Source organism: Novosphingobium sp. ZN18A2 (assembly GCF_036784765.1).
Classification (GTDB): Bacteria; Pseudomonadota; Alphaproteobacteria; order Sphingomonadales; family Sphingomonadaceae; genus Novosphingobium.
Genome location: NZ_CP136651.1, coordinates 2,326,239 through 2,347,414, shown reverse-complemented (window position 1 = coordinate 2,347,414; position 21,176 = coordinate 2,326,239). Strand labels below are relative to the sequence as shown.

The 21,176-nt window shown below is 63.2% G+C and carries 18 protein-coding genes and 1 pseudogene; 5 read left to right on the top strand and 14 right to left on the bottom strand.

Features of this window, described 5'->3' with window-relative positions:
* Window positions 1-15: 15 nt before the first annotated feature.
* Both RXV95_RS11225 and RXV95_RS11220 read right to left on the bottom strand, forming a co-directional pair.
* Complete coding sequence (locus RXV95_RS11225) at window positions 16-804, bottom strand: glutathione S-transferase family protein (RefSeq protein ID WP_338466140.1); 789 nt, start codon at window positions 802-804, stop codon at window positions 16-18.
* Window positions 801-1,325 carry an EthD family reductase gene (locus RXV95_RS11220; protein ID WP_338466139.1) on the bottom strand — a complete coding sequence of 175 codons (525 nt, stop codon included), beginning with the start codon at window positions 1,323-1,325 and terminating at the stop codon, window positions 801-803. Before RXV95_RS11220 ends, RXV95_RS11225 begins: the two co-directional genes overlap by 4 nt.
* Window positions 1,326-1,340: 15 nt before the next feature.
* On the opposite strand from RXV95_RS11220, the gene RXV95_RS11215 reads away from it, so the two are divergent.
* Entirely contained in the window at window positions 1,341-2,462 is a 1,122-nt protein-coding gene (locus RXV95_RS11215) for an acyl-CoA dehydrogenase family protein (RefSeq protein WP_338466138.1), read from the top strand.
* Between the two features lie 18 nt (window positions 2,463-2,480).
* On the top strand, window positions 2,481-3,740 hold the full coding sequence (locus tag RXV95_RS11210; RefSeq protein ID WP_338466137.1) for an acyl-CoA dehydrogenase: 1,260 nt from the start codon (window positions 2,481-2,483) through the stop codon (window positions 3,738-3,740).
* 160 nt (window positions 3,741-3,900) lie between these two features.
* On the opposite strand, the pseudogene RXV95_RS11205 reads toward RXV95_RS11210, so the two are convergent.
* Window positions 3,901-5,059, bottom strand: a pseudogene (locus RXV95_RS11205) (IS3 family transposase).
* A gap of 320 nt (window positions 5,060-5,379) precedes the next feature.
* On the opposite strand from RXV95_RS11205, the gene RXV95_RS11200 reads away from it, so the two are divergent.
* Window positions 5,380-5,661: a hypothetical protein gene (locus RXV95_RS11200; RefSeq protein WP_338466136.1), complete on the top strand. Its 282-nt coding sequence runs from the start codon at window positions 5,380-5,382 to the stop codon at window positions 5,659-5,661.
* Window positions 5,662-5,771: 110 nt separating this feature from the next.
* On the opposite strand, the gene RXV95_RS11195 is transcribed toward RXV95_RS11200, so the two are convergent.
* From RXV95_RS11195 to RXV95_RS11180, 4 genes are read right to left on the bottom strand one after another with little or no spacing between them, the layout of a single operon-like run.
* Complete coding sequence (locus RXV95_RS11195) at window positions 5,772-6,434, bottom strand: helix-turn-helix domain-containing protein (RefSeq protein WP_338466135.1); 663 nt, start codon at window positions 6,432-6,434, stop codon at window positions 5,772-5,774.
* Between the two features lie 3 nt (window positions 6,435-6,437).
* The gene (locus RXV95_RS11190; RefSeq protein WP_338466134.1) at window positions 6,438-6,983 is read right to left on the bottom strand and encodes a cupin domain-containing protein; all 546 of its coding nucleotides are present in this window, start codon (window positions 6,981-6,983) and stop codon (window positions 6,438-6,440) included.
* A 26-nt stretch (window positions 6,984-7,009) separates the two neighbouring features.
* Window positions 7,010-7,831: a phytanoyl-CoA dioxygenase family protein gene (locus tag RXV95_RS11185; protein ID WP_338466133.1), complete on the bottom strand. Its 822-nt coding sequence runs from the start codon at window positions 7,829-7,831 to the stop codon at window positions 7,010-7,012.
* Complete coding sequence (locus RXV95_RS11180; RefSeq protein ID WP_338466132.1) at window positions 7,828-8,664, bottom strand: phytanoyl-CoA dioxygenase family protein; 837 nt, start codon at window positions 8,662-8,664, stop codon at window positions 7,828-7,830. Before RXV95_RS11180 ends, RXV95_RS11185 begins: the two co-directional genes overlap by 4 nt.
* Before the next feature lie 147 nt (window positions 8,665-8,811).
* Between RXV95_RS11180 and RXV95_RS11175 the strand changes: the two genes are divergently transcribed.
* Window positions 8,812-9,165, top strand: a complete 354-nt coding sequence (locus tag RXV95_RS11175) for a VOC family protein (RefSeq protein ID WP_338466131.1) — start codon at window positions 8,812-8,814, stop codon at window positions 9,163-9,165.
* 32 nt (window positions 9,166-9,197) lie between these two features.
* Here the strand turns inward: RXV95_RS11175 and RXV95_RS11170 are convergent, their stop codons facing one another.
* A complete protein-coding gene (locus RXV95_RS11170; RefSeq protein ID WP_338466130.1) occupies window positions 9,198-10,838 on the bottom strand; it encodes a winged helix-turn-helix domain-containing protein in 1,641 nt (546 codons plus the stop codon).
* A 206-nt stretch (window positions 10,839-11,044) separates the two neighbouring features.
* Between RXV95_RS11170 and RXV95_RS11165 the strand changes: the two genes are divergently transcribed.
* A complete protein-coding gene (locus tag RXV95_RS11165; RefSeq protein WP_338466129.1) occupies window positions 11,045-11,509 on the top strand; it encodes a hypothetical protein in 465 nt (154 codons plus the stop codon).
* Between the two features lie 120 nt (window positions 11,510-11,629).
* Here RXV95_RS11165 and cobA read toward each other — a convergent pair whose 3' ends face one another.
* The 6 genes from cobA to RXV95_RS11135 form a co-directional block, all read right to left on the bottom strand.
* Window positions 11,630-12,424, bottom strand: a complete 795-nt coding sequence (cobA, locus tag RXV95_RS11160) for a uroporphyrinogen-III C-methyltransferase (protein ID WP_338466128.1) — start codon at window positions 12,422-12,424, stop codon at window positions 11,630-11,632.
* On the bottom strand, window positions 12,421-14,994 hold the full coding sequence (locus RXV95_RS11155) for a molybdopterin-dependent oxidoreductase (RefSeq protein ID WP_338466127.1): 2,574 nt from the start codon (window positions 14,992-14,994) through the stop codon (window positions 12,421-12,423). Before RXV95_RS11155 ends, cobA begins: the two co-directional genes overlap by 4 nt.
* 3 nt (window positions 14,995-14,997) lie before the next feature.
* Window positions 14,998-15,351: a nitrite reductase (NAD(P)H) small subunit gene (locus RXV95_RS11150; protein ID WP_338466126.1), complete on the bottom strand. Its 354-nt coding sequence runs from the start codon at window positions 15,349-15,351 to the stop codon at window positions 14,998-15,000.
* Entirely contained in the window at window positions 15,351-17,855 is a 2,505-nt protein-coding gene (gene nirB / locus RXV95_RS11145; RefSeq protein ID WP_338466125.1) for a nitrite reductase large subunit NirB, read from the bottom strand. The genes RXV95_RS11150 and nirB overlap by 1 nt, the downstream gene beginning before the upstream one ends.
* A gap of 244 nt (window positions 17,856-18,099) precedes the next feature.
* Window positions 18,100-19,350, bottom strand: coding sequence for an alginate export family protein (locus RXV95_RS11140; protein ID WP_338466124.1), 1,251 nt, complete (start codon window positions 19,348-19,350; stop codon window positions 18,100-18,102).
* A 147-nt stretch (window positions 19,351-19,497) separates the two neighbouring features.
* Entirely contained in the window at window positions 19,498-21,174 is a 1,677-nt protein-coding gene (locus tag RXV95_RS11135; protein ID WP_338466123.1) for a nitrate ABC transporter ATP-binding protein, read from the bottom strand.
* Window positions 21,175-21,176 lie beyond the last annotated feature (2 nt).

The following is a 21,176-nucleotide window of genomic DNA, read 5'->3' as shown; positions in this document are numbered from 1 at the left end:
GTGGTTCTCCGGCAATCAGTCGAAATCGGGCGAGAAGCGGATATTGTCTTCGGCAAGTCCGCTCAGGACCACATCGATGCCGCCGGACTTGACCATCCATTCGAGCCGGTGATCGCGATATTCGCGGCGGAAAGTGCCGGATCGGACAGCGCCCGCCACCTGCTCCATCGCGCCAAGAACGTCCTTCGCCTCGCGGTTGGCGCGGGCCACGGAGGGGCGCCGGTTAACGCGGGAAAGCCAGTCCTGCAGGGCCGGATGACCCTTGGGGGCAAACCCCTGTGCCGCCGCGCCGTTGAGATAGGGCGCTGCGGCAATGTCTCCCCAGCCGAAGTCTTTGCCGTTGAACCACTCGGCCGTGCCAAGCTGACGTTCAAGCCAGTTGTGAAATCCCCGGATCTGGTCGGCCGCGCGCGATTCCAGCGATGTGGCCAGTTCTCCTTCTGCCCGCTTGAACCAGCGCAGTTCGCCAAGTCCCCAGACGATAGCCTCGAAGTGCGTGTCGAGGACGTCTTCGATCTGCCTCACCCTCGCGCGATCGGCGGGAGAAGCGGGCAATAGGGCAGGCTGCGGCCACCGGTCTTCGATATATTCGAGGATGATCGTGGAATCGAACAGCCGCACATCGCCATGCACCAGCGCGGGAACCTCCCGGCGGGGATTGGTCAGGGCGAAATCGCCCTCCGCGCCGCCAGCGCCAAGGCCGTCGGGCAGCCTCGCCTCGAAAGGCACGCCCTTTTCCATCAGCGCGATCTTTACCTTCTGGGCGAAGGGCGACAGCGGATGATCGTAGAGCAGGACGCTCACAGCTTGATCTGCGCGATCTGGTTCAGGGGCGTTGTATCGGTGAAGTTGGGGATGTCGGCCAGCAATTCGGGCACGCGGGGGTGGGCCATCGCCTGTTCCAGCGCCTCCGGCGAGGCAAATGCCATTTCCGTGATAGCGCGATATCGCGGTTGCTCGCCCGAACCTTCGCCGTCGCTCGACAGGACGCGCACATGATCGAGCTGTTCGGCCCAGATCTCCTTGACCAGGCCAATGTGCTTTTCGAGGTAATACGGCTCATCGAACCGCATTCCGGCACTGAATGGATATAGCGCCATGACGACAATCACGATTGCTCTCCCTGTCTGTTTATCAGGTGAGATAAATTTGTTTGTGCAAACAAGCAAGATGTGCTTTGGCAAGCATCGCGCGCAGCCGGGCAATGGTCGCGGCACGTGGCGGCGGAGCCGGCATCCCAAACCAACCACACCCGATTTGCGATTGGCGCGGCGTTGGCAGACCAGACGGATCATCCGGCGGATCGAACGGAACGTGCCGATCAAGGGAGAGACTGCTTCATGAACCTCGATTTTTCGGAAGAACAGAACCAGTTGCGCGAACAGGTGCGCCGCTTTCTTGAGGACCGCTGCCCGCCAGCGGTCGTGCGCAAGGTTCTGGAGAGCGATGCGGATCACGATGCGGACCTTTATACCGGTCTGGCGGAACTTGGCGTGCTGGGCGCGGCAATTCCTGAAGAATATGGCGGGGTTGGCCTTGGCCATCTGGAATTGTGCGTTGTCGCTGAAGAACTTGGCCGCGTTCTTGCGCCGGTGCCTGTCGCGTCCTCAATCTATCTGGCTGCCGAATGCCTGCTGCAAGCGGGATCGGAAGACCAGAAAACCGCGTGGCTTCCCAAGCTTGCGGCTGGCAAGGCGATCGGCTGCTGGGCAGTCAACGAGGGCACCGGGCGGATGCGCCCGGACAAGGTTTCCGCTTCGTTCGATGGCGGCAAGCTCACCGGCGTAAAGTCGCCCGTGGCAGACGGCGCCGTTGCGGATTTCGCCATCGTGCTCGCAAAGGAGGGCGCGGGCCTTTCGCTCTGCCTCGTCGATCTCTCGTCAGACGGGGTGAGCCGCGAAAGCCTGAGTTCGATCGACCCGACGCGCGGGCAGGCGCGCATCGGGTTTGACGGTGCGCCGGCCACCCGTATCGGCGGTGCTGGCGATGGATGGCATATCGCGACGCAGGTCATGGACCGTGCGGCCATCCTGCTGGGCTTCGAACAGCTTGGCGGCGCGGATCGCGCGCTGGAAATGGCCCGCGACTATGCGCTTGAACGGATGGCTTTTGGCCGCCAGATCGGATCGTTCCAGGCGGTGAAGCACATGCTGGCCGATATGTATGTGTCCGCAACGCTCGCCCGGTCGAACTGCTATTATGGGGCATGGGCGCTTGCCTCCAGCGCGGCCGAACTGCCGGTCGCCGCGGCCACCGTGCGCGTTTCGGCAACCAATGCGTTTCAGCATTGCGCGAAGAACAACATCCAGACCCACGGTGGCATGGGTTTCACCTGGGAATTTGACTGCCACCTCTATTACCGCCGTTCCAACGCGCTAGCGCTCGCGCTTGGGTCGCTATCCACATGGGAAAGCCTGCTTATCGAACGGATGAGCGCGGGCAACATCGAAGCGGCAGCATAGCAGGAAGGACCGGCGAACATGGATTTCAATGATACCCCGCAGGAAGCCGCCTTCCGCAAGGAAGTGCGTGCATGGCTTGATGCCAACGCGCCAAAGCACCTTGAATCCGAATTGATGCGCGCGAGCTTTGGCTCAAGCGGCGTGTCGAGCGAAGACCCGCTCAAGGCCAGTAAGGCGTGGCAAAAGAAAAAGGCCGGGGCTGGCTGGGCCTGCCTCCACTGGCCGAAGGAATACGGCGGCGGTGCCCGCTCTCCGATCGAGCGTGTGATCTGGGGGCAGGAAGAGGGCGTTTACGGCGTGCTGTCCGGCCCGTTCACCATCGGCCACGGGATGTGCGGGCCGACGGTGATGGCCTGGGCGAACGAGGACTGGAAGGAAAAGCTGCTCCCGCCGCTCGCCAGTGGTGAGGAGATCTGGTGCCAGCTCTTTTCCGAACCGGCCAGCGGGTCAGACCTTGCCGGCCTTCGCACCCGCGCCGTGAAGGCAGACGATGGTTCGGGCGACTGGATCATCAACGGCCAGAAAATCTGGACCAGCGGCGCCCATATTTCGGACTGGGGCCTGCTGATCACCCGGACCGATCCGAACGTGGCGAAGCACAAGGGCCTCACCATGTTCTTCCTGCGTATGGATTCGCCGGGCGTGAAGGTTGTGCCGATCAAGCAGGCGAACGGGGCATCGGGTTTCAACGAAGTCTATTTCACCGACGTCCGCATCCCGGATTCGCAGCGGCTTGGCGCGGTTGGCGAAGGCTGGAAGGTTTCGCTGACAACGCTGATGAATGAGCGGCTTTCCATCGGTTCCGGCATGTCGACCGGTTTCCCGGAACTGTTCAAATTCTGCATGGAAGCGGAAGTCGACGGCCAGCCCGCCGTGGCGGACTCCGCCGTGCGATCAAAGCTTGCCCAGTTCGCGGTGAAGCAGAGCGGCCTCAGATACACGGGCATGCGCGCGATCTCTGCGCTGTCGAAGGGCGAGACGCCGGGGCCGGAGAACTCTATTGGCAAGCTTGTGGCGGGCGCCACCATGCAGGAACTAGCCATGTTCGCGCTGGACCTTCAGGGCGAGGCTGGCGTCCTGTGGAACGAAGACAGCCCCCACAATGGCCGGTTCCAGGCCATGCTGATGCGCTCTCCCGCGACGCGTATCGAAGGCGGATCGGACGAAATCCTGCGCAACATCATCGGCGAACGCGTGCTGGGCCTGCCGGGCGATATCCGTGTCGACAAGGATGTTCCCTTCAAGGATATCCCGACCAGCGGCCAGCCCAAGAAATAGCCGGCCGTCTTCCGTCCGTTCCGGATGGCGCCAGGCGCATTGGCAATGCAAATGCGCCCGATTGATGGAGAAGCGGCAAAGGTGGGGCAAGGCGATGCCCCACCTTCGCAAACCGGCCAGCCCCTCAAGGGGCGGGGCAGTCTGAATAGCCCCTAGTTTTCTAGACGCCTTCCGCTTTCAAAATCTGCTGCTGTTCGAACTCGCCGGGCGACAGCATTCCATTCCTGACCTGCTTGCGCACCGGGTTGTTGAACATCTCGACTTAATCGAACACGTCTTGCCGGCTTCGTCGCGCGTTTTGTAGGTCCGGCGACAGATGCGCGCACGCTTGATCGATGAGAAGAAGCTCTCGGCAACAGTGTTGTCGTGGCAGCTGCCGCGTCGGCTCATCGAGTGCTCAAGATTGTGAGCCCGGATGATGGCGGTCCAGTCCATGCTGGTGAACTGCGAGCCCTGTAAGCATCCGCTCTTCGGTTTACGCCGCCATACCGCCATGTGCAGCGCCTGGAGTACTACATCGATGGTCTGGTGGCTCTGCATCGACCATCCCACTACAAGGCGGGAGTACAGGTCGATCACGACAGCCAGATAGGCAAAGCCTTCCAGGGTGCGGATGTAGATGATGTCTGTCACCCAGACCCGGTCGGGCGCAGCCGTTTCGCACTGATGATCCAGAGTGTTGTCGACCGCCAGGGAGGCTTGCCACCATGGCTGCCCGGCCTGCGCTTGTAGCCGACCTGCGCCCTGATGCCCGCGAGTCTGGTCAACCGGGCAACGCGGTTGGGGCAGCAGCTCTCGCCGTGATCCAGCAGATCATCGTGCAGCTTGCGGTAGCCATGGACCCAAAGTGCTTTTCTGGGCAGCTGTGTTCCAGGCTTTGCGGATCAGATCGGTCTGCCGAGCATCTTCCCGGGCGCGCTGGCTCAGCGGGTTCCTCTGCCAGGCATAAAACCGCTGGGCAGGATGCGCAGGCACCGACACATCGAACGAACCCGGAACCGGTCACGATGCTCGGCAACGAACGCGTATCTCACTTTGCATCCCTGGCGGAACGAAGTCACCAAAGGTGAAATACGCGGTGGCTTTTTTAATATGTCGCGCTCCTCGGTCACCCGAGCCAGCTCGCGCTTCAGCTGGCGGATCTCGGCATCCTTGCTCGCATCGCCCGATACTTGTCGGCCCAGCTGCCGCTTCCAGGCATAGAGCGAATGCTGACTGACACCGAGCCGCTGCGAAACCTCGGCTACCGGATACCCACGCTCGGTGATCTGGGCCACCGCATCACGCTTGAACTCATCACTGAAGTTGGGCTTCCCCATCGTCGGCTCCTGTCCTCAAAATTAGGATTGAAGGCGTCCAGAAATTTAGGGGCTATTCGCAGGGGACCACTGCGTTCCCGTCGGGTAGCGGCATCGCGTCGACCGGCGCGTTCAGCATCTGCAGCCAGTTAGCTGCGGCCGCCTATGTCGATCCGCAGGCTACAAAGCCGCAGCCCTCGGCCACGGCCCTGTTCTTCGATCCGAACGGTATCTCCGTATTTCAGTCGGGTATCCTGGAGAACATCCGCGGGCACCAACTACCCGGCGCACCAAACTTCAAGGTTGCTGCCGGTGCCCAGTATGAGATCCCGGTAAGCAACATGACGCTGACGCCGCGTGTCGACCTGATCCTCACGGGCACCTCTACGGGCAACATCTTCAACGGCAACGTCAACCGGATTCCCAGCTACACCCAGATCAACGCCCAATTGCAACTCGATGGGCCGGATCACCGCTGGTACATCCGCGGCTATGTACAGAACCTGGCGAATTCCAACCCGATCACCGGTCTTTATGTAACGGACCAGTCGTCGGGCAACTTCACCAACATCTTCACGCTGGAACCGCGCCGCTACGGCATCGCCGCGGGCTTCAGGTTCTGAGGCGTCGCCGCTGGTATCCATGATCCTGGCGGGATCGGACCGTACCGGCATCGATTCACGTTCGGCAAAAACGAAGCCGACCGCGAATTGTGCCGTTTCCACCCGCAAGGTCATTCCGCTGGAGGTATCAGTTTTCCCCGAAGGAATGGTGCGAACGTTTCCCGGCACGCGGCGAGCAGGACGAATGCGAAGCCGGTCTGGACGTCGGCCCGCGACTGGGTGAGAGCGGAGTCCTCATTGATCCAGTTCAACACGCCGATCGTCATCAGGTTGGTGATCGTGCGCAACAATGCCTCGCCGGATATGCCCGGCCGCAGCACGTCGCCGTCGACAAGTCCCTTGATCAGATCGGCGTAAACGGTCGCTCGCGGGTCAATGATCCCGCGGCGCAATTCACCTGACGAAGAAGCGGCGATCGGTGCCAGCATGTTGCGATAGAATTCGGGTTCACGCTGGAAAAAGGCGAAAGCGGTGTCCACGAAGTCGAAAAGGTGGGCGACCGGATCGGCGGACGGGATACGCTCGAATGCTTGACGGAACTCTTGCAGATCGGCATCGAACACCGCAATCAGCACGCCGGCCTTGGTGCCGAAGAGATTGTATGGCGTCGCCGGACTCACATTCGCCCGATCGGCAAGCTCGCGCATGGAAAAGCCGTCCGGCCCTGTTTTTCGCAGAAGCTCCCGCGCTGCAGAGCGGATGAGCGCGCGACGCCTCTCCTTGCCGCGTTCGCGCTGCGAAACGACCGGACTGGGTCCATCGAGGTTGTACACGGACTAGCTCGAAATGCGCGCGGGCGGGCTGGTTTCCTTCGCCCAGTCTGCACGGCGCCGCTCTACTGACGCGACGGTCTTGTCCCAGAATTTCCTGGTTTTGCCGAGAAAGCGAATGTCGAACTTGTTCGCGGTCCGGAACTCCAGCACTTCGACGCCCTCAGGGCCGGGCGTGTACGAATAGGGCACGTCGGCGCCCACGAAGAAGCCGTCACCCGCTCCAAGATCCTCCGTTCCGAGCCTAAGGGTTCCGGAGACGATGTAGTAAAGACAGTCTGCGTTGTGGCTGTGCAGCGGAAGCGGGAAACCGCTTTTGAACCAGGCATAGGTGAGGCTCATTCCCGGAATCGAGAAGAGCATCTTTACCAGCTGTCCTTCACCGGCTCCGGCTTCACCGGCGCGCACAATTCCATCCTGGATGATCTCGGTAAGGCCCGTCATTTCCATGCAGTCGAGTTCGTCGAAATTCTCTGCATCCTTGCCACGATAGATCTCGAACCGCGTCACATCCTCAGCTTCGGGCGTGCCGGTCTCCGGTTGGGTGGCCATGTCAATGTCCTTTCAAAGGTTCGATCTCATGCGGGTGAGGCTCCGTTGACCAGCCCCAGCCCTTCCGATCGCCAGCCGAGGAGGGTTAGCGCATCTTCGCTCGCAAACTGGCGCACCTCGGGCTTGAGGGACAGAAACCAGTTTTCCTGAGGACGGTAGATCGGTGTTGTGTACCAGGCAAAAACCCCGGCCCGGCGGACGTCCGCCGTGCGATTGAAGCCGGTCTTGTGCCAGACGCGGCTTTCGAAAATCACGGCTGAGCCAGCCGGTGCTTCCATGGGAACCGTTTCCACGCCGGCTTCGTCTTCGCGTGGAGCCCGGTTGAGTTTGTGGCTACCCGGGACGAAACGCGTTGCGCCATTCGCATCGGTGAAATCGTCCAGGCACCAGGCGACGTTAAGTCCCTGGGGGTTCGCCGGCCAGGGTTCCGGCACAAAGATCTGATCGGCGTGGAGTTGCATTTCTCCGCCGCCCGGGCCGGTAATGTTCGCCGATATATTGCCCAGCAGGGCTGGCCACCCAAGCAACGCCTTTACATAGGCGATGGCGATCGGGCTGAACGCGAGTTCCTCGAACACGGGGTCACGGCTCAGCACGTTCCAGACCCGGGCGTTGGAATCGTCCTCTCCGTAATCGAGGCTGAACTTCACAGCACGCTGCCGTTTCGCATCGGAGCTGGCTGCACGATAGAGCGCATCGCGCGCCGCGGAGAGCGTATCGGCATCAATGGCGTCGGGATATACGGTCAGGCCGTAATCCGCGATGTTGCGAAGTCCTTGCCCAAGGTTCCTGGTCGGAGGCGGCACCAAGAGCCCTTCGCCCGAAATGGCTACGGATGGATCGGTCATGGCGCGGCCTCCGCCTGCGACCCGTCGAGATAAGTCGCCAGGTCGTTCGCGCCGGTCGTATTCGCCGTGACGTCAAGGCCCAGCTTCTGGCGCATCCAGGGATCGGCTTCCGCCTGCAAATCTGCGGAAAGCAGCGCATTCCAGTTCACTTGCGGACGAAGGAACGGCTTTGTGTAATAGCCGAACAGAAGCGCCCGTTCCTCGTTTTCGGTTACGTTTGCGCCGGACGTGTGCCAGACGCGCCCATCCATCGCGATAATGGACCCGGCCTTCGCCTCGAACGGGCGCAGCCGGTCAATCGCGTCAGCCGGAATGTCATCGCGACTGGTCCAACGGTGGCTTCCGGGGATGAAAAGCGTTGCACCGTTGTCGGTATGGCAGTCCGTCAGGCACCAGATGATATTGACGGTCCAGGGCTGAAGCCACGGTCCCGGCACGACAATCCCCTGGTCGGAATGAAGCGCCATTGATCCCGATCCGGGCAGCGCGATGTTCGCCGTGAAGTTGGATATCATGAAGTCCGGCCCAAGAAGGCGCTCGACTATGTCGATTGCGCGCGAATGCCGGATCAGCGCCCGGAAAATCGGATCGAGCGCAAGGAGATAGAATACGCGGACATTGCTCGCGTTGGGATCGAGCGCGGGCATGAACGTCGCGTGCCCCCGGGTGCGCGCCGCTTCCGCCGCTCGATGCAGCGCGTCGAGGGCATCTGCCGCTTCGTTTGCGGTCAGTACGTCGGGCAGGATGCAGTACCCGTCATCGGCGAGCTGCGTTTGTGTATCGGAAGAAACGGTTCCTGCGCGCTCGCCAGCGTTCCCTAGAGTCGTCGCCATCACAGCGCTCTCCCATTTTCTTTTCTTGAGCATCCGTGCGTTGCCGCCATGAGTCAATAAAAATATAGCGCGCTCTAAATATGTCGTGGTAAGCCGTTCGGCGTAAAGGCAATATCGAGGGAGCGGAAACGAATGACGACATTGGCAATGACCAAGATCGCGGTGCGCGATCTGGAAGCGCAGGAAGCATTCTATGAGAAAGTGGCGTCGTTTGCGGTGACCAAGAGGGTGGAACTGCCCGGTTTCAGGGAGTCCATAATGATCCCGGTGCAGGGCGGCGGCGGCGCGCTCGTCCTGATGCACGAGGAGGGGAGCGAGCCTTTGCCAGGCAGTACCTTACTCGTCTTCGAAACCGAAGATATCCATGCCTTCGCTGAAAGGCTTGCCGCCGCAGGTGGCAGCATCACGCGGCCAATAGAACGCGTTGAAGGCCTGGGCCTGAGCTTTGCGTTCTTCATCGATCCTGAAGGGAACACCCAGGAAGTGGTTGAGCATCACTAGGCGGCACGGATCGGACCGAAAGCCTGGGTGTATCAATCGGCCGGCAGCGTATGCCAGGCGTCGGCCAAAGCGGAGATCATGGCCTTGCGTGTCAGGCGTTCGCCAAACCAATAGGTCATTCGCCTTGCCAGGCCGATATAGTCTTCAAGCCTGTAATCCGGCGCGACCCGTTTCAGGCGCAGCAACGTGGAGTGCGCATCGCTTGTCCTGCCTGCCACGGCCTGTGCTGCCGCAAGCGTCACCAGGTTAAGGCTGTAACCGGGATTGCGCGCCTCGCCATCCTGGTAGGCATCGATTGCCCGCTCCGCGCAGCCAAGCCTGATTTCACAGTGGCCGCGGTAATGCGCCCAGAGCGAAAAGCGGGGGTGATGGGGCGCGCGCTCCTCTGCGGTTTCGATCATCCGCAGGCCTTCTTCCTCTCCGGTCAGCCAGCATTGTTGCCAACCCAGGACAGCCAGAGTGTGTGCGTTGTTCGGGTCCAGGTCCAGTGCTGTACGCAGATGGCGCACCGCGAGCCGTGCGTTGCCCATCATCGTCGCGGTTATTCCTGCCGCTGCCAGGACTTCCGGATCGTGCGGCGAAAGGGAAAGTCCGGCGTCGATGTGGCGCTTCGCCAACGAGAATGTTTCGGCAGGCGTATCGCAGAACTTGCTGGTAACGTTCTGCGTGTGTTGAACCGCCAGCGCCGCATGGACGGCACCGTCGCCGGGATCCAGCTCCAGCGCGTGCTCAAGCAGGGTGACGATCTCGTGCGCGGTCTCGCTGTTGTAGTGGAGCCGCAGCGCTTCCGCGCGCTGGACGAGCTCATAGGCATTGAGCTGGAAAGGCTTGCGTTGCTGAAGCGCCGCCGCGTGCGACAGGTGCAGCGCCGACGACAGCGAGGTCGAGACGTCGAGCACGATCTTGTCCTGAACCGAGAAGAACTGGTCCAGCCGGGCGTCGATCCGCTGTGCCCAGAGCTGCGCATCGTCGACCCCGTCCATCAGCGCGACGCGCAATTGGAAGTTCTCCCCCTGACGGGCCAGCGAACCGGAAACAAGATAGCGCACGTCCAGTCTATCCGAGATTACAGGCGCGCGATCCGCCCCTTCGCGCACCGTCTGGGCCGAACTGTAGGCCGCGACGCGCAGGCGCGGCACGCGTGAGAGAAGCATGGTCAGGTCGCGCGTCAGTCCGTCTGCCAGGAAGCCGTCGCTCTCCTCTGTCGATTGTCGGCGGAACGGCAGCACAGCCACCGCGAATTCGTCTTCGAGCGCGGGGGCCTGGTAATAGGTTGGCAAGTGTCGCGCCGGCGCAAGCATCCTTACGTCGGCAGTGAGCCTGTAGCCCCGCTTCCAGGTCGTTTCGATGTACGCGCGCCCGCCCGGATCATGCCGGAATATCCGGCGAAGAAGGGAAATCGCGCGGGTCAGGCTTTCATCGGCATAGGGGTTGAAGAACCAGACGTGTTCGATCAATTCATCGCGGGAAACCGTTTCGCCGGCACGCCCTGCAAGGAAGCACAACACATCCATGACCAGAGGCTCGACCGGGTAATCCACACCCGAACACTCCAGCCGGTTGCCGGAGGGATCGGCCGTAAACGCCCCGACGCGCAAGCGGGCGGAATGAACCCGCGATACGTCTGACGTACCCCTGGCCTCGCAGGCTCGATCGCCCTCTAGAATGGTCATCCTGCCAACTGCATGTGCGTCCCCCGCGAAGAGAGAAGAATATGCGTTTCGGGTATTGTGCCTGAATATGGCGGGGAAGCAAAGTTCGGGGCGGAAGGGCCGGCTCCCTCAGCTTTCCATCAGGATTTCTCGTTCCGCTCCTGCCAAGAAGTCGCGGCGGCCCGTTTTGCGGCGGTCGCGATAACAGGGATGAAGGGAGTATCGCCATGAATTGGAAGCGTCTGGCCCTATCTGCGGCGGCGGCAGTGTCTGCGGCGGCCGTGTCTGCCCCGGCATCGGCGAAAATGGAGTTCTACAAGGATTACGAGCCCGGGCAGGAGGTCGTGGAAATGACCACCGTGCAAGTGGATGACGGGCAGTTCGAGACTTATCTGGAAGGCCTCAAGACAACCTGGATCGACAGCAACGAGGTCGCCAAGAAACTCGGCTACATCAAGGACTATCACATCTACTGGAACACGGCGCCTACGGCCGGAACTTTCGATCTTGTCCTGGAAATCGTATATCCTTCGGTCGACACATGGGCAGGAAGCAAGGCCCAGTACATGAAGTTCCTCGACGCCTACGGCAAAGCCAACATCGACCAGGGCGATGCAACGGTACGGAACCTTTACAACAAGATCCGGCATATCAAGGGCACTTACGTCATGCGCGAAGTAATCGTGCATTGATGTAATCCGGGTGGGCGGCGTCGGCGCGTCAGTCCCTGCGCCGGCGCTGCCCCTTGGCGTGATCGTCCGCCAAACGAAGGGCCTGCGCCGGATTCGCACGAACAGCCGTAGTGCCGCTGTTTAGGGATCGGCGGACCGGGAGGTTGCCATGGCCGTGTAGGAAGTCCGCAACGGGAGAGGGGCGGGCCGGGCCGCCATTGCCTCACCCACCAGGATCAGTGCCGGGCCATCGCCGAGAGCGGAGCGCGCGGTGAGTGGTAGCAGGCCTAGCCGGGTGCGAAGCACGCGTTCACCCGGGAGGCTGGCGTTTTCCACCAGCGCGATGGGCGTTTCCGCTGAGAGACCCGCCGCGACGAGGGCCGCAGCCAGGTCGGGCGCCGCCTTCTTGCCCATGTAGATCGCCAGCGTCGCCTGCGGGTCGGCCAGCGTGCGCCAGTCAAGGTCGAGCATTTCGCCTGCACGGGCATGGGCCGTTACGAAAGTCAGCTTGCGCGCCTTGCCGCGCAGCGTCAGCGATGTACCCAGCGATGCCGCCGCCGCGCTAGCCGCGGTGATGCCGGGACAGACGTGGACCGGAACGCCCGCCGCGCGGCAGGCATCGAGTTCCTCTGTCGAGCGTCCGAATATCGAAGGGTCGCCACCTTTCAGTCGCACCACCCTTTGCCCGGCCAACGCCGCATCGACGATCATCCGGTCTATCGTGCACTGGTCCTTCGAATGGCGCCCGGCGCGCTTGCCCACGCTGACAAGGTCTGCCGATGCGGGAACGAGCGAAAGGATTCCGGGTCCGACCAACGCATCGTGAAACACCATGTCCGCCGATCGGATCAGCGCTTCCGCCTTGCGCGTCAGCAATTCGGGATCGCCGGGGCCGGCGCCCACCAGCCACACGGTTCCGGGTTCGCACACGGTCATTCGGCGGCCTCCTTCAGGCTGGCAAGGGTATCGTCGATCAGTCGGGCGACAATCGGGCGGCAGCTTCCGCAATTCGTCCCGGCGCGCGTGCAGGCACCGACAGTGTCGAGATCGTGAGAGCCGCCGTTTATCGCGGCAAGGATGTCGCGCTCTCCGACGTCGTGGCAGATGCACACGATCGGCCCACGGTCGGGCAACGGGGCCATTGTGCGGCCCGCGAGCCATTCGGGCAGGGACGACCCGGCACCGCCAAGCTGGCGGGCGATCCAGTCGCGCGCGGGCAGTTCGCCGCTGCGGGTGAGATAGAGCGCGGCCAGCAGCGAACCGCCGCCGCCAGTCACGACGATGCGGCGCATACCGCGCGTCATGTCGCTCGCTTCGCTGCGCGTGCCGTGGGGGAGCAGCGCGTCGCAATCGACGCTGCCCGTGCCTGCGATTTCGGTCAGCCACCCGCCTTCGATGCGGGAGCGGACCCAATAGGGTGCGTCGGGGTCAACCGGATATTGTGAGATCAGAAAGGCGCGCCATTCGGGCGCAAAGGGCCGGATGCGCGCGGCCGTGTCCTTGAAAGCGGGCTGGCCGGAAACCGGATCGGTATCCGACGTGGGCAACCGTCCGGTTCGCCCGGCCCCGCTCATCGCATCGGACCAGTGCATCGGTGTAAAGATCGCGCCTTCGCGCTGGCGGTCCGTCACGCAGACGCGGAACAGGCTGGCGCCCTGCGTCGTCTCGACCCGGGCCAGTCCTTCGTCCGCAACGCCAAAACGCTGTGCATCGGCGGGATGCACGTCAACCAGCGGTTCGCGCCGGTGCTGTGCCAGTTTGGCGCTCAAACCGGTACGCGTCATTGTGTGCCATTGGTCGCGATAGCGCCCGGTGTTGAGCCGTAGCGGAAAGTCCGGATCGGTTGCACGCGCCGGCAGCGGGTGGACCGCAACAAGCCGCGCTTTGCCCGACGGAGTGGGGAAACGGTCGCGCAACGGACGGGCGCCGCCCCACTGGAAGGGCGTCATCGCGGCGTAACCGGCGTCCGCAATGTCTGCGTGGGCGGTCAGGTCGAGCAGTTTGCCGTGCTGAACTGCCAGCGCCATCATCGCCGCATATTCGCGGAACACGGCGGCGGGGCTGTCGAACGCAAAAGCCTCGCTCCACCCCATTCGCGCGGCAACGTCGCAAACGATCCGCCAGTCGGCGCGGGCTTCGCCGGGGGCGGTAAACAGCGCACGCTGGCGACTGACTGTGCGCTCGGAATTGGTGACGGTGCCGTCCTTTTCACCCCAGGCAAGCGCGGGCAGGCGCACGTGCGCCAGCCGCGCGGTGTCGGTTTCCGCGATGCAGTCGGAAACGACCAGCGTCTCGCATCGTGCCAGCGCTTCGCGCACAAAGCCTGCGTCGGGCATCGACACGGCCGGATTCGTCGCCATGACCCACAGGAACTTCACGCGCCCGTCGTGCACCGCGCGAAACAGGTCCACCGCCTTGTGGCCCGGCCCGGTGCAGACCCGGTCCGTTTGCCAGAATGCCGCTACATCGCTGCGTTCATCATCGGAAAAGCCCAGATGACAGGCAAGCGTGTTGGCCAGCCCGCCCACTTCGCGCCCGCCCATCGCATTGGGCTGGCCGGTGATCGAGAACGGCCCCGTGCCCAGCCGGTTGATCCGTCCCAATGCGAGGTGAAGGTTGATGACTGCGTTGCCCTTGTCGGCCCCCTGGCGCGACTGGTTCGATCCCTGGCTGAACAGCGTAACCATGCGCGGATGGGCAGCGACAAGATCGGCAAGGCGCTTGAATGTGCCGGGATCGATGCCGGGATCGCTGGCGATGCCATCCCAGAAACCCTCGGGCACCTCGACATGCTCGCGCAGATATTCCTCGTCGATCAGTCCTCGCGCACGCATTTCGGCGAGCAGGGCACCCAGCAGAGCAACGTCTCCATCGGGCGCGACCGGCACGTGAAGATCAGCGCCGTCAGCGGTTTCGGTGCGGCGCGGGTCTATCACCACGATCCGCGTTCCACGCCGCTGGCGCGCTTGCTCTATGCGTTGCCACACGACCGGGTGGCACCATGCGGTGTTGGAGCCGAGCAGCAGGATCAGGTCTGCCGCGTCGAGGTCTTCATAGCTGCACGGCACCACGTCCTCTCCAAAGGCGCGGTTGTGCGCAGCGACTGCGCTTGCCATGCACAGGCGCGAGTTGGTGTCTATGTTGCCGCTGCCGATGAAGCCCTTCATGAGCTTGTTAGCGACGTAATAATCCTCGGTAAGCAATTGCCCGGAAACATAGAAGGCCACGCTGTCCGGCCCGTGCTGGTCGATGCATTCGCGCATCCGGCCCGCGACTTCGTCCAGCGCCGCGTCCCATGATGCGGGCTGCGTGCCGATCATCGGGTGCAGCAACCGGCCTTCCAGGCCAACCGTTTCCGCCAGGTGCGTGCCCTTGGAACAGAGTCTGCCCCGGTTGGCGGGATGGTCGCGGTCGCCCTTGATCTGCACGGACCGCTCGCCGGTAACGTCGGCGAGGACGCCGCAGCCAACACCGCAATAGGCGCACGTTGTGCGTACCTGCCGCAAGGGTCAGGCCGCCTTCTGCCCGAGCACGGCCGAGCGCAGCAGGTAGATACGCCCCGCGTCTACCTTCAGCGGGATCACCGGCACGCAAGCCCCCCGTTCATCTGCACTCTCGCCTTGCGCCTCCCCGGTTTTCAGCGAGATGTTCCAGTTATGCAGCGGGCACGTCACCACGCCGCCGTGAACGATCCCTTGTGAGAGCGGGCCTTGCTTGTGCGGGCACTTGTTGACCAGCGCGTGGAAGCGGTTGTCGAGCGTGTGGAAGATCGCGATCTCCTCACCGCCGCGAACCGGAAGCGTGCGCGCGTTGCCGGGCGCGATCTGGTCGACCGGGCCGATATCGAGCCATTCGCCGTGCATCAGGCGATCTCCTCTTGTGGTGCCGGGGCGGGGAAGGGGCGCACTTCGGCAAGATGCTGGTGCAGTTCGGCTTCCTTGCCCGCGGCGCGACGCGCCCAGGGGTCGTCCTGCATGAACTGCTGGGAAAAGCGGAACCGCGCGGCATAGCGCCTCACCGCCTTGGGATCGCCAAACAAGGCGGCCTTTACGTGATCAAGCCCGACGCGTTCGATCCACGGAGCGGTGCGTTCAAGGTAGTGCGCCTGCTCGCGGTAGAGCTGGATGAACGCTGCACAAGTGTCCATCGCTTCCTCTTCGGTGGCGACCTTGCAGAGCAGGTCGGTGGCGCGGACCCTGATCCCGCCATTGCCGCCGACGTGAAGCTCGTAACCCGAATCCACGCAAACCACGCCAAAGTCCTTGATCGTGGCTTCGGCGCAATTGCGCGGGCAGCCGCTGACCGCGATCTTGAACTTGTGCGGCATCCAGCTGCCCCAGGTCATGCGTTCGATCTTCACGCCGAGGCCGGTCGAATCCTGCGTGCCGAAGCGGCACCATTCGGACCCGACGCAGGTCTTCACTGTCCGCAGCGACTTGCCATAGGCATGGCCCGACACCATCCCGGCGGCGTTCAGGTCGGCCCAGACCGCGGGCAGGTCTTCCTTCCTGATCCCGAAGATGTCGAGCCGTTGCCCGCCCGTTACCTTGACCATCGGCGCGTCGTATTTCTCTACCACGTCGGCGATCGCGCGAAGTTCTTTCGGGCTGGTGATGCCGCCCCACATGCGCGGGACGACAGAATAAGTGCCGTCCTTCTGAATATTGGCGTGCAGCCGTTCGTTGACGAAGCGGCTCTTCTGGTCGTCAATGTATTCGCCGGGCCATGCGCAGAGCAGGTAGTAATTGAGCGCCGGACGGCACGAAGCGCAGCCGTCGGGCGTGGTCCAGTGCAGTTCCTGCATGACCTGCGGGATGGCCTTCAGTTCCTTTTCCAGGATCAGGCGGCGCACGTCGTCATGGGTGAAGCTGGTGCATTTGCACAGCGTCTTCGGCCCGGCCTCTACCGCGCCGTCGCCCAGCGTGATCGCCAGCAGGCTTTCGACGAGCCCGGTGCAACTGCCGCAACTGGCAGACGCCTTGCAGGTCGATCGCACCGCGTCCACCGAATGCGCGCCGCTTTCGATGCACTTGACCACCGCGCCCTTGGAAACGCCGTTGCAGCCGCAGATCTCGGCATCGTCCGAGAGGGCGGCAACGGCGGCGTTAGGGTCCGCGAGCGCACCTCCGGACGCGAAGGCCTGCCCGAAGATCAGCGCCTCACGGATGGGTGATACGTCCTCGCCCTTCTTGAGCAGGTCGAAATACCAGCTGCCGTCTGCGGTATCGCCATAGAGCACCGCGCCGATCACGCGGTTGTCCTTCACTACCACGCGCTTGTAGATGCCGCGTGACGCGTCGCGCATCACGATGTCTTCGCATTCCGCACCGCCGGAGAAATCGCCGGCGGAAAACAGGTCTATGCCCGAAACCTTCAGCTTGGTGGATGTGACCGAACCGGCATAGCCCGCGCCGGGTTGCGCCGTCGCGGCATCCGCCAGCGCGCGGCACATGTCCCACAGCGGCGCGACAAGGCCGTAACAGGTGCCGCGATGCTGCACGCACTCGCCCACCGCCATGATTGCCGGGTCGGACGTAACCATGTGATCGTCGACAAGGATGCCGCGCTCGACCTCCAGCCCCGCCGCCCTAGCAAGCCCGGTGGCAGGACGGATGCCGACAGCCATGACCACGATATCGGCTTCGATCTCGCGTCCGTCCTTCAGCTTCACGCCGGCAACGTGCCCGTCGCGTTCCACGATCTCGGCTGTATCGGCGCCGGTCAGGATCGTCTGGCCGCGCCGTTCAAGCTCGCTCTTGAGCAGGTAGCCCGCCGCTTCATCCAGCTGGCGTTCCATCAGCGTTGGCATCAGGTGGATCACGGTCACGTCCATGCCGCGCAGGCTGAGGCCGTGCGCGGCTTCAAGGCCCAGTAACCCGCCGCCGATCACAACGGCTTTTCCACCGCCATCGGCTGCCGCGAGCATCTTTTCCACGTCGTCGAGGTCGCGGAAAGTGACCACACCGGGCAGGCCCGCGCCGGGCACGGGGATGATGAACGGGTCGGAGCCGGTCGCGATCAGCAACCTGTCGTAAGGCTCCACCCTTCCCGATTTCGCGATCACCGCGCCGTTCGCGCGGTCGATCTGCGCAACCGGATCGCCCGAAACCAGCGTGATCGCGTTGTCCGCGTACCAGGCCTCGTCGTTGATGACGATGTCCTCGAACCGCTTCTCTCCCGCGAGTACCGGGGAAAGCATGATGCGATTGTAGTTCACGCGCGGTTCCGCGCCGAAGATCGTGATGTCGAACCGGCCAGGATCGCGGGCGAGGATTTCCTCCACCGCGCGGCAGCCGGCCATGCCGTTGCCGATAACCACGAGCCGTTCGCGGATTTGGCCACCGGCCTTTCCGCTTTCAAAATTCATCGGCGCATTCACGTCTGCCTCCGTGTCTCGCGCGCATACGAAAAAGCCGCCTCGCAACCGGTCCCTTGCGGGACGGGTACGGGCGGCTTCGTTGCCACGCGTTGTAAGTCTGGTCGCGACTGCGGCGGCCGTTTCGTCCTCCAGTGGACGAGCGTCGCAATTCGCGTTGATTGAAGAGTAACCGATTCGGCCCGGCGGCGGCAAGCCGTTTTTTGCAGTGCAGCACGCCGGGCCGGTCTTGCGTTCAATAGGCGATCTCCGCCTGAAGCCAGAACTTCTTCGTATCCGCTCCGAAGTCCCTCGCGTTGTAGTTGGCGTATTTCGCCAGAAGTCCTACCGGGCCGAGCCTGAAGCCGACGCTCGCGTCCCACTCTGTGCCGTAGGGAACACTGCCGGTGTCGCTATCGAAGCTGTGCCAGATCACCGCAGCGTTCAGACCGGGCAGCGCCTTCAGCGACTTGGGTGCCTTCCATGACAGGCCGCCGTGATAGTCTTGCAGGCCGGCATAGCTTGGAGTCTGCGGAGTTGTCAGGAACACGTCCGCCCAGCCGTTGAACTTGTGCAGCGTCGCCATCGGCGATTGCACCGCGCGGCCGTTGTCCGCGCCCAGTTTCTCATAGCCGCCGGTCAGCGCTACGGAGCCGAAAGCCAGCCCTGCATCGGCGGCGATATAGTCGGCCGAATAGGTGAACGGATTGGTGCCGTAATTCGATTGGCGCGCATAGCTTCCCGCCAGCGAGAGCTTTATCCCCTTGCCCAGCGGCAGCGCAGTTGTGGCACGCAGACCATATGTCTGCGTGCTGCTGGCGTAGAAAAACGCTTCGTCGTAATCGAGCAGGTAGGCGAAACCCTTGACCTGCACCGGCCCCGCCTTGACCCCCGCGCCAAGGAACACGAAGTCTCCGCCATAGGCCATGCGTGGCCCGGCGTCTGTGCCGAAGATCGTGCGCTGGCTTATCGAATAAGTGCCGTCGAGCGACACCGGCCCGAAGTTCACTTCGCCGCGCACCGCGTCGAAGGTCTGCTCGTTCTGCCGCCAGCCGACCGAACCCACCCAGCGCTGATCGTCGAGGTTGATGCGCTGGCGCCCGACTGTCAGCGCAACGGCCCTCGTCTTGTACTGGATTTGCAGCCGGTTGAGTTCGACGTTCATCGGGTCGGCCACGACCGAATATCCGGTGCGGCGCTGGCTGTCGGCGATGGCGAAGGGAAAGGCGTTGTAATCGTTCACGATGCCCAGCGTCGCTTCGGCTTCCGCAAGTGCGGACAGGTGCGAGGGCGCGTGCTTCAGTTCGAAGCCGGATCGCAGACGCAGCGTTACCGCATCGGCATCGGTGGCAGGCTGGTCGACCGCTTCATAACGCAGCCGCGCGTTCAGCATCGGGTCAAGCGAGAACCCGCCGCCGATGGCGACCGGGTCGCCTGCTTTCGCATGGGCGGGCGCGGCGATGGCGATGGTCGAAACGGCGGCAAGCGTGAAAACGGTATGGCGCATGTGGTCCCCCTTGCGGAGCGGGATTGCTCCGGTAAGCATGGAGGGCAGGCGCCATTGCCCGCCGCAAAGCGCGCAAGGTGCGCGCGGATCTATCGGCAATCCTCTCTTGCCGGACGGCACCATTGCCGCGCGGCTGGTGCGAGCGGTTCAGGCCGCCTTCGCGCTGGGTCCGTGGTCGTATTCGGCCAGGAAATGTAGCACTTCCTGGCGGTAGGCATAGAAGTCCGGATGTTCGAGCAGCGCCTTGCGGTCGCGCGGGCGCGGCAGGTCAATTTTCAGCACCTTGCCGATCGTGGCGCGCGGCCCGTTGGTCATCATCACCACGCGATCCGCCAGCAGGATCGCTTCGTCGACATCGTGCGTAACCATGATCGCGGTGACCTTGGTGCGGTTCCACACTTCGACCAGCACATCCTGCAAGTCCCAGCGGGTAAGGCTGTCGAGCATCCCGAACGGCTCGTCGAGCAGCAGCAATCGCGGGCTGAGCGCAAAGGCGCGGGCGATGCCCACGCGCTGGCGCATGCCGTTGGACATTTCCGCCGCCATCTTGTCCTTTGCGTCGCCAAGCCCGACGCGATCCAGATAGTAATCGACGATGTCGCCGCGTTCGGACTTGCCGGCATGCGGATAGACCCGTTCGACGCCCAGCGCGACGTTCTGCCGCGCGGTGAGCCAGGGCATCAGGCTGGGTGCCTGGAACACCACCGCCTTGTCCGGCCCGGCCACGTCGATCTCTCGGTTGTCGAGCACAATGCCGCCCTTGCTGATCTCGTTCAGCCCTGCCGCCATCGTAAGCACGGTCGATTTGCCGCATCCCGAATGACCGATGAGCGAGACGAACTCACCCTTGTCCATCAGCAGGTTGAAGTCCTCCACCACGGTCAGCGGCCCCTTGGGCGAGGGATAAACCTTGTGGAGGTTGTAGAACTCCAGATAGCGCCGCTCGACACCGGCGGCTTGCGCATCGCGATAGGCCTTGGGCGGCGGCGCGAGGTCCAGCGGCGTGACGTTGGGCAGTTCTCCCGATTTTTCGGCTGAGGCCGCGCCCGCGTTGAGCGATGCGAGATAGCCGACAATCGCGTTGCGCAAGCTCTTGAAAGCCGGATCGTCGTTCATCGTTTCGCGTTCACGCGGGCGCGGCAGGGCGACGTCGAACACCCGGCCGATCCGCGCGGCCGGGGCGGGGGTGAGCACGGCCACGCGATCGGCAAGCAGCAGCGCTTCGTCGACGTCGTTGGTCACGAGGATGATGGTTCTTTTTTCCTCCTCGCGAATTCGTTCGATCTCGTCCTGCAACTTGGCGCGGGTCAGCGCGTCAAGCGCGGATAGCGGTTCGTCGAGCAGCAGGATTTCCGGCTCCATCGCCAGGGCGCGGGCAACCGAAACGCGCTGGCGCATGCCGCCGGAAAGCTGGGCGGGCTTGCGGTCCATCGCGTGTCCAAGGCCGACGAGGTCCACTTTCTGGCGCACCAGAGCGGCGCGCTCGGCCCGCGACCGGTCCTTGTGCACGGCATCGACCGCCAGCGCGACGTTCTGGCCGACCGTCAGCCACGGGAACAGCGAATAGGACTGGAACACCAGCCCCCGGTCGCGCGCCGGCCCGTTCACAGGTTCGTCGTGCAGCAGGATTTCACCCGCATCGGGTTCTATCAATCCGGCAATGGCAGAGATCAGCGTCGTCTTGCCCGCACCCGAAAAGCCGAGGACCGCGATGAATTCGCCTTCGCGAACTTCCAGGTCAATGCCGCCAAGCACTTCGGTAACACCGCCGGTCTTGCCTTCGTAGCTTTTGGTGACGCCGGAAAGCGAAAGGATCGGTTGCATCG

What these genes read in the sequence shown, in the direction of transcription:
- RXV95_RS11150 (WP_338466126.1), bottom strand. Translation starts at nt 15,351, where the DNA reads ATGCACGGCGAATGGCTCGATATCGGCCCGGTCGACCAGATCGCGCCC.
- RXV95_RS11175 (WP_338466131.1), top strand. Translation starts at nt 8,812, where the DNA reads ATGACCAAGATCGCGGTGCGCGATCTGGAAGCGCAGGAAGCATTCTAT.
- RXV95_RS11180 (WP_338466132.1), bottom strand. Translation starts at nt 8,664, where the DNA reads ATGGCGACGACTCTAGGGAACGCTGGCGAGCGCGCAGGAACCGTTTCT.
- RXV95_RS11215 (WP_338466138.1), top strand. Translation starts at nt 1,341, where the DNA reads ATGAACCTCGATTTTTCGGAAGAACAGAACCAGTTGCGCGAACAGGTG.
- RXV95_RS11135 (WP_338466123.1), bottom strand. Translation starts at nt 21,174, where the DNA reads ATGCAACCGATCCTTTCGCTTTCCGGCGTCACCAAAAGCTACGAAGGC.
- RXV95_RS11140 (WP_338466124.1), bottom strand. Translation starts at nt 19,350, where the DNA reads ATGCGCCATACCGTTTTCACGCTTGCCGCCGTTTCGACCATCGCCATC.
- RXV95_RS11170 (WP_338466130.1), bottom strand. Translation starts at nt 10,838, where the DNA reads ATGACCATTCTAGAGGGCGATCGAGCCTGCGAGGCCAGGGGTACGTCA.
- RXV95_RS11185 (WP_338466133.1), bottom strand. Translation starts at nt 7,831, where the DNA reads ATGACCGATCCATCCGTAGCCATTTCGGGCGAAGGGCTCTTGGTGCCG.
- RXV95_RS11190 (WP_338466134.1), bottom strand. Translation starts at nt 6,983, where the DNA reads ATGGCCACCCAACCGGAGACCGGCACGCCCGAAGCTGAGGATGTGACG.
- cobA (WP_338466128.1), bottom strand. Translation starts at nt 12,424, where the DNA reads ATGACCGTGTGCGAACCCGGAACCGTGTGGCTGGTGGGCGCCGGCCCC.
- nirB (WP_338466125.1), bottom strand. Translation starts at nt 17,855, where the DNA reads ATGAATTTTGAAAGCGGAAAGGCCGGTGGCCAAATCCGCGAACGGCTC.
- RXV95_RS11165 (WP_338466129.1), top strand. Translation starts at nt 11,045, where the DNA reads ATGAATTGGAAGCGTCTGGCCCTATCTGCGGCGGCGGCAGTGTCTGCG.
- RXV95_RS11200 (WP_338466136.1), top strand. Translation starts at nt 5,380, where the DNA reads ATGACGCTGACGCCGCGTGTCGACCTGATCCTCACGGGCACCTCTACG.
- RXV95_RS11210 (WP_338466137.1), top strand. Translation starts at nt 2,481, where the DNA reads ATGGATTTCAATGATACCCCGCAGGAAGCCGCCTTCCGCAAGGAAGTG.